This window comes from Pseudomonas sp. Xaverov 83, assembly GCF_019352905.1.
GTDB classification, from domain to species: domain Bacteria; phylum Pseudomonadota; class Gammaproteobacteria; order Pseudomonadales; family Pseudomonadaceae; genus Aquipseudomonas; species Aquipseudomonas yamanorum.
On the sequence record NZ_JAAAFU010000033.1, the window covers coordinates 1 to 6,652 of the forward strand.

General features: G+C 59.9%; 7 protein-coding genes. 1 reads left to right on the forward strand and 6 read right to left on the reverse strand.

Annotated elements, in window-relative coordinates; genetic code table 11:
* Positions 1-122: 122 nt before the first annotated feature.
* The 6 genes from K0H47_RS13190 to K0H47_RS13215 all read right to left on the reverse strand — a co-directional run bounded on the left by K0H47_RS13190 (position 123) and on the right by K0H47_RS13215 (position 5,482).
* Positions 123-776, reverse strand: a complete 654-nt coding sequence (locus K0H47_RS13190) for an HAD family phosphatase (protein WP_219272879.1) — start codon at positions 774-776, stop codon at positions 123-125.
* A gap of 29 nt (positions 777-805) precedes the next feature.
* Complete coding sequence (locus K0H47_RS13195) at positions 806-1,795, reverse strand: ABC transporter ATP-binding protein (protein WP_003219745.1); 990 nt, start codon at positions 1,793-1,795, stop codon at positions 806-808.
* Positions 1,792-2,592, reverse strand: a complete 801-nt coding sequence (locus K0H47_RS13200; RefSeq protein WP_063028323.1) for an ABC transporter permease — start codon at positions 2,590-2,592, stop codon at positions 1,792-1,794. Before K0H47_RS13200 ends, K0H47_RS13195 begins: the two co-directional genes overlap by 4 nt.
* Positions 2,579-3,424 carry an ABC transporter permease subunit gene (locus tag K0H47_RS13205; protein WP_003219748.1) on the reverse strand — a complete coding sequence of 282 codons (846 nt, stop codon included), beginning with the start codon at positions 3,422-3,424 and terminating at the stop codon, positions 2,579-2,581. Before K0H47_RS13205 ends, K0H47_RS13200 begins: the two co-directional genes overlap by 14 nt.
* Positions 3,421-4,227: an alkaline phosphatase family protein gene (locus K0H47_RS13210; protein WP_063028324.1), complete on the reverse strand. Its 807-nt coding sequence runs from the start codon at positions 4,225-4,227 to the stop codon at positions 3,421-3,423. Before K0H47_RS13210 ends, K0H47_RS13205 begins: the two co-directional genes overlap by 4 nt.
* Positions 4,228-4,414: 187 nt before the next feature.
* A complete protein-coding gene (locus K0H47_RS13215) occupies positions 4,415-5,482 on the reverse strand; it encodes an ABC transporter substrate-binding protein (RefSeq protein WP_003219752.1) in 1,068 nt (355 codons plus the stop codon).
* Between the two features lie 351 nt (positions 5,483-5,833).
* Between K0H47_RS13215 and K0H47_RS13220 the strand changes: the two genes are divergently transcribed.
* Entirely contained in the window at positions 5,834-6,547 is a 714-nt protein-coding gene (locus tag K0H47_RS13220) for a UTRA domain-containing protein (RefSeq protein ID WP_010166446.1), read from the forward strand.
* Positions 6,548-6,652: the final 105 nt, after the last annotated feature.

The window sequence follows — 6,652 nt, forward strand, 5'->3', positions numbered from 1 at the left end:
GGCGGGGCAGAGCCCTTTGCTTACTTTGGGGCTTTTCCAAAGTGAGTCGCTGTAAGAGCGAAACCATAGGCGGCCGTTACCTAAATAACGGATATGTACTCACCTCAAACCAGCACGAACCGTCAGACCCAATGATGAATCGGCCACCCAGCCTTCTCAGCATGCGCCCGCAAAACCGGGTCCGGATTCACCACCTGCGGGTTCTCCACCTTCAGCAACAGCGGCAAATCATTGCGCGAATCCGAGTAGAAGTACGCCCCGTCGAGGTGCTCACCTTCCTGCTCCAGCCATTCTATCAGCCGGGTGATCTTGCCTTCGCGGTACGTCAGTACACCGGTGGTCTTGCCGCTGTACACCCCATGAGCAACGTCCAGCTCGATCCCCAGCACTTCATCAATGCCGATACGCGCCGCAATCGGCTTGACCAGGTGCGTCCCCGACGCCGAGATCACCAGAATCCGGTCGCCGTTCTTGCGATGCTGGGCGATGGTCCGGGTGGCTTCGCTGTAGATCAGCGGCTCGATAACGTCTTCCACCCACGGCTCAACAAGGTGCTCGATCTCTTCCAGCGTGCGCCCGATCATCGGCTCCAGGCTGAAGTCCATGAAGTCTTCCATGGCCAGTTCACCGCGGCTGTAGGCCGCCATCAGTTCGTCGTTCTTGCGCATGAATGACTCGCCATCCACCCAGCCCAGTCGGCCCATCTGCTCGCTCCACAGGGTGGCGCAGTCGCCGTGGATCAGGGTGTCGTCCAGATCAAAAATTACCAAAGCCATCAGTCACGCTCTCTCAAATAAATCGTGCGTCAGGCTACTTCACACAACGCACTTGGGTCGATGGAAAGTGCCAATCGCTGACCGTCCGGGTGCAAATCGTCGGCCGAACGGTTGAGTACATCGACCACCAGTTCCACCCCACGGGCTTCGATGCGGTAGCGAATCACATTGCCCAACAGGCTGTGGCTGCGCACCAGCGCGTCCAGTTCGCCGCTGCGGCTGAGCTCGATGGCTTCCGGGCGAATGGCGATGCGCCCGGTGATCGGGCGCTGCAACAGTTTGCTGGCCTTGTCGGCGTCCAGCAGGTTGTAGTTGCCGATAAACCCCGCGGCGAACACATCCACCGGCGCGGTGTAGAGGGTCTCGGCATCGCCGCTCTGCACGATCTTGCCCTGGTTCATCAGGAAGATCCGGTCGGACATGGTCAGGGCTTCTTCCTGGTCATGGGTCACGAAGATGGTGGTCAGGCCCAGCTCGCGCTGGATCTGGCGAATCTGTTCGCGCAGGTGCTTGCGAATCCGTGCGTCGAGGGCCGACAGCGGTTCATCCAGCAGCAACAGGCGCGGGCGCGTCACCAGGGAGCGGGCGAGGGCCACGCGCTGGCACTGGCCGCCGGACATCTGGTGCGGGTAGCGGCCGGCGAGTTCTTTCAGCTCCACCAGTTGCAACACTTCCTGCACGCGTTTGTGGCTGTCGTCGGCATTGACCTTCTGCATGCGCAGGCCGAAGGCGACGTTCTGTTCCACGGTCATGTTGGGGAACAGCGCGTAGCTCTGGAACACCATGCCGATATGCCGTTTCTGTGGGCTCAGCGGGACGATGTCCTGGCCGTCCAACAGGATTTTCCCGCTGTCCACCGAGGTCAGGCCGGCGATGCAGCGCAGCAGGGTCGACTTGCCGCAGCCCGACGGGCCGAGCAGGGTGACGAATTCGCCCTTGGCGATTTCGCAGTTGATGTCACTGAATACCGGCGTGCCGGCGTAGCCTTTTTGCAGGTGTTGGACGCTGACGAAGCTCATTGGCTTTTGTCCTTGTTCAAGATGTTGGCGGCCCAGGTCAGCACCAGCACGAAGAAGAAATAGGAGATCACCAGGGCACTGGTGAAGTGGCCGCTGCTGTTACGCATATTGTTGAGGTACACCTGCAGGGTTTCGTAGCGGGTGCCCACGAGGATGTTGGCGAACACGAACTCGCCGAACAGGAACGAGAACGACAGCAGCAATGCCACCATCAAGCCCTTGCGCAGGTTCGGCAGCACCACCAGGAACGCCGCCTGGAAGGTGCTGGCACCGAGCAGTTGGGCGGCGTCCATCAGGTCCCGCAGGTTGATCGCTTGCAGGTTGTTGGTGATCGCCCGGTACATGAACGGCAGCGCCACGGTGAAGTAGCAACCGATCAGGATCCACGGTGTACCCACCATCGCAAACGGCCCCGAGCCGTAGAGCTGCAACAGTCCCACCGACGACACCACCGGCGGCACCGCGAAGGGCAGCAGGATCAGGATGTTCATCAGCGCGTCGAGTTTCGGAAAGTGGTAATGCACCACAAACAGCAGCGGCAGGATCAGCACCACCGACAAGATCAGCGCGCCGACGCACACCAGCAATGACTGGCCGAAGGCATTCAGGAAGCGCGGGTCACTCCACAGCTGGATGTACCACTTGAAGGTAAAGCCGGACGGCAGGACGGTCGCCGACCAACTGCTGGCGATGGAGTAGACCAGGGTGCCGAGCAACGGCAGCACCAGGATCGCAAACAACAGGTACACCACTACGCGGTGGTAGAGGGCGGCCGAGCCAGGTTCAGCGCGAGACATGGTAGCTCCTCTTGAGCAGCAGTTGATGGACCACGGTCACCACGGTCATCAGCGCCACCAGCACCACGGCCAGGGCGCTGGCCATATTCGGGTCCAGGGAGATGTCGCCGGAGACCATCGCCGCGATGCGGATCGGCAGCACGTTGAAGTTGCCGGTGGTCAGCGCGTACACCGTGGCGTATGCGCCGAGGGCGTTGGCCAGCAGGATCACGAAAGTGCCCAGCAGCGCAGGGGTCAGCACCGGCAGACCGATATGCCGCCAATACTGCCAACCGTCCGCGCCCAGCAATGAAGCAGATTCGCGCCAGTCTTCACGCAACGCGTCGAAGGCCGGGTAGAGCAGCAGCACGCCGAGGGGAATCTGGAAATAGGTATAAAGGATGATCAACCCGGTCTTGGAGTACAGGTTGAAGTCCTGAATGATCCCGGCCTGCTTGAGCATGATGGTGATGCTGCCGTTGAACCCCAGCAGGATGATGAAAGCGAAGGCCAGGGGCACGCCGGCAAAGTTGCTGGTCATGTTGGCGAACGCGGTCACGAAATTGCGCAGCGGCCCGTCCACCCGGCGCAGTGAGTAGCTGCCCAGCACGGCGATGATGATCCCGAATACGCTGGAGTAGAAACTGATTTCCAGGCTGTACTGGATCGCCTGCATATAGAACTTCGAACTGAAGATCTTGCTGAAGTTGGCCAGGCCCCAGCCGAACTCTTCCGACTGGACGCTGCTGATCATCACCCACACCAGCGGGGCGATCTCGAACACGATAAAGAAGATGGCGAAGGGCACCAGGCACAAGGCGGCCAGCCATTTGCCGCGGATCACTGAATTCACTTCAACAGCTCCCGGCATACAGGTTTGTCGTGGGGCACACCCAGCAGCTCGCAGACGGTGCCGCACAGCTCGGTTTGCTTGGGTGTGGCATGGGTGTCGAGGCTGAAGGCATCACCCAGCACAAACAGCGGCACTTCCCGTTCTTCCGGCAGCAGGCCGTTGTGGGAGCGGTCGTTGTTCATGCCGTGGTCGGCTGTCACCAGCACCTGGTAACCGGCGTCGAGCCAGCCTTGCAGGTAGTCGGCGAGGATGATGTCGGCCGAGCGTGCGCTGTTGCGGTATTGCGGGGTGTCGAGGCCGTGCTTGTGGCCGGCATCGTCGATGTTCATCGGGTGAACCACCAGGAAATTCGGCGCGTGTTTGAGGCGCAGGCTTTCGGCGTCGGCAAACAGGTGCGAGTCCGGGTAATGGTCATTCCAGTAGAAATGCCCGTGCTGGATCGCCAGGGCCGGGTCGCTGGTATGCCGATCCCGGGCGGCGATAAAGGGCGAGCGGTTATACAACTCGCTGACCCAGTGATAAGCCGCCGCCGCCGTGGATAATCCGGCGTCGGTGGCGTAATGGAAAATGCTGCGCTGGTTGGACAGGCGCGAGATGTTGTTGTGGACGATGCCGCTCTCGATCGGCGGGACGCCGGTGAGGATGCATTCGTACAGTGGTCGGGACAGGGCCGGCAGTTCACATTCCAGTTTGTACAGTGCTGCGCGTCCTGCGCCGACATAGGCCTGCAAGTGCCCCATGGCGTGTCGGGCAACCTCGTAATTCAGGCCGTCGAGCACGACAAGGATGACGTTGTGCTTCATAGGGGCTGGGGCTCCGCAACAAATAGGCTTGACTCGGTTTTTCGGTTGGAACACCGATCAAATGTGGGAGCTGGCTTGCCTGCGATAGCGGTGTGTCAGTCGACAATACTGCTGAATGTCATACCGCTATCGCAGGCAAGCCAGCTCCCACACTGACCGCGTTCCACTTGAACAGGCGTGTTAAGCCTTATTGCATATTGATGATGACTTCTTCCTGCCACTTCTGCGGCAGTGCCTTGGAGGTCTTCTCCCAAGCGTCGGCGTCCTTGATCGGCGTGACTTTCTTGTACTGCTCGTTAGGCAGCAGCTTGGCCTGTACGTCGGCTGGCAAGGTCAGGTGCTCGGCACGGATCGGCCGCGCATTGCCACGCGCCAGGTTGGTCTGGCCGGCGTCGCTGAAGATGTATTCGCGGGTCAGCTTGGCGGCGTTCGGGTGCTTGGCGTATTTGTTGATGATGGTGGTGTAGCCGGAAATCACCGAGCCGTCCGATGGGATCAGCACCACGTAGTCATCCGGGTTCGCCATCTTGGCCTTGTAGCTCAGGCCGTTGAAGTCCCAGACCACGCCCACTTCCACTTCGCCTTTTTCCATGGTGGCGATGGTTGGGTTGGCCAGCGACAGGCGGCCTTGCTTGGCGATGTCGGCGAACATCAGCAGCGCCGGCTGAATGTTCTTCTCGTCGCCACCGTTGGCCAGTGCGGCGGCGAGTACGCCGTTGGCCGCCTGGGCAGCGGTGCTCACGTCACCGATGGACACCTTGTATTTGCCGGTCTTCAGGTCAGCCCAGCTTTTCGGAGCTTCGGAGCCGTGCAGGAGTTTTTTGTTGACGATAAAGGCGATGGTGCCGGTGTAGGCCAGGGCCCAGTTACCGTCTTTGTCTTTCGCCCAATCCGGGACTTGTGCCCAGGTGGTCGGTTTGTACGGTTGGGTAACGCCCTGTTTCACCGCGATCGGGCCGAAGGCTGCACCCACGTCGCCGATGTCGGCGCTGGCGTTGTCTTTTTCTGCCGCAAACTTGGCGACTTCCTGGGCGGAACTCATGTCGGTGTCGATGTGCTTGAGGCCGTAGGTCTTGGCCAGGTCGTCCCAGGTGCCTTTCCAGTTGGCCCAGTCATCGGGCATGCCGACACTGTTGACGGCGCCTTCCGCTTTCGCGGCGGCTTCCAGGGTTTTTAGATCGGTATCAGCGGCCATGGCGGCGGTGCACATGGCAATGGTCGAGCCTAACAGTGATGCCAGGAAAAGCTGTTTCATCCGAAGCTCCTTTGGGCGTTTTCAACGCTGCGTTTTTATCGACGTTTGCGGTGGTGTTGGTCTAGGTCAGCAATACACGAGCCAATTTAGGCGTGGCGGATGACAGTTTCATGTCGATGTCGTTTTTTGTTGGCCTGGACGAGGGGTTGCCGGGTAAGCGTAGACCATGCCAAACCGCCCGGAAGCCTTGGACTTGGCCGATGTATTGCAGGTCTTGTGGCAGAACGTCGCGAGGCGCTGTCATCTGTCGGTCATGTGCAATGCCTAGGCTTGCACGCAATAGCAGAGGCGCGTTTAAAGGGCGTTTTGTGCACCTGAATAGTGCTGGTCTAGTCCAGATAGGTAACGTTGATGCGTGATGAGGCAACCAAGGCGGTGACAACCATTGGCCTGGCGCTGCAAGAGCAGATCGACCATGGGTTGTTGGCGCCTGCCAGTAAGCTGCCGGCCGAGCGTAAGCTCAGCGAGTTGTTTGGTACCACCCGGATCACGGTGCGGGAAGCCTTGTTACAACTTGAGGCCCAAGGGCAGATTTATCGCGAGGAGCGGCGGGGGTGGTTTGTGTCGCCGCCCAGGCTTGCCTACAACTTGATGCAGCGCAGCCATTTTCACGCGATGGTGAGTGCGCAGGGGCGGGTGCCGTCGACCGAGGTGATTTCGGCGCGGTTGCAGCCGGCTTCGGCGGCGGTGTGTGCGTGGTTGCAGTTGCCGGCGTTGTCCAGCGTGATCCAGATTTGTCGGGGGCGCAGGATTGATGGGCGGTTGGTGTTGTATGTGGAGCACTATTTGAACCCGCAGTATTTTCCGGGGATTCTGGAGTGTGATTTGAATCAGTCGATTACGGAGTTGTATGCGCGGGTGTATGACTTGCATTACGGGCGGGTGCGGTTTGAGATTGTGCCGACGTCATTGCAGGTTGAGGCCGCGGCGGCGTTGAGGGTGTCGGTGGGGAGCCCGGGGTTGCGGATTGCTCGGGTTAATTATGATCAGCATGAGCGGTTGATTGATTGTGATCTGGAGTTTTGGCGGCATGATGCGATTCATGTGGGGGTGGATGTGGTTTGACGGGGTGACGTGGGATGCGTTGATGGTTTGACGGTGTACATATCCGTTGCTGCGGTAACGGCCACTTATGGTTCCGCTCTTACAGCGGGTCACTTTTGGCAAACG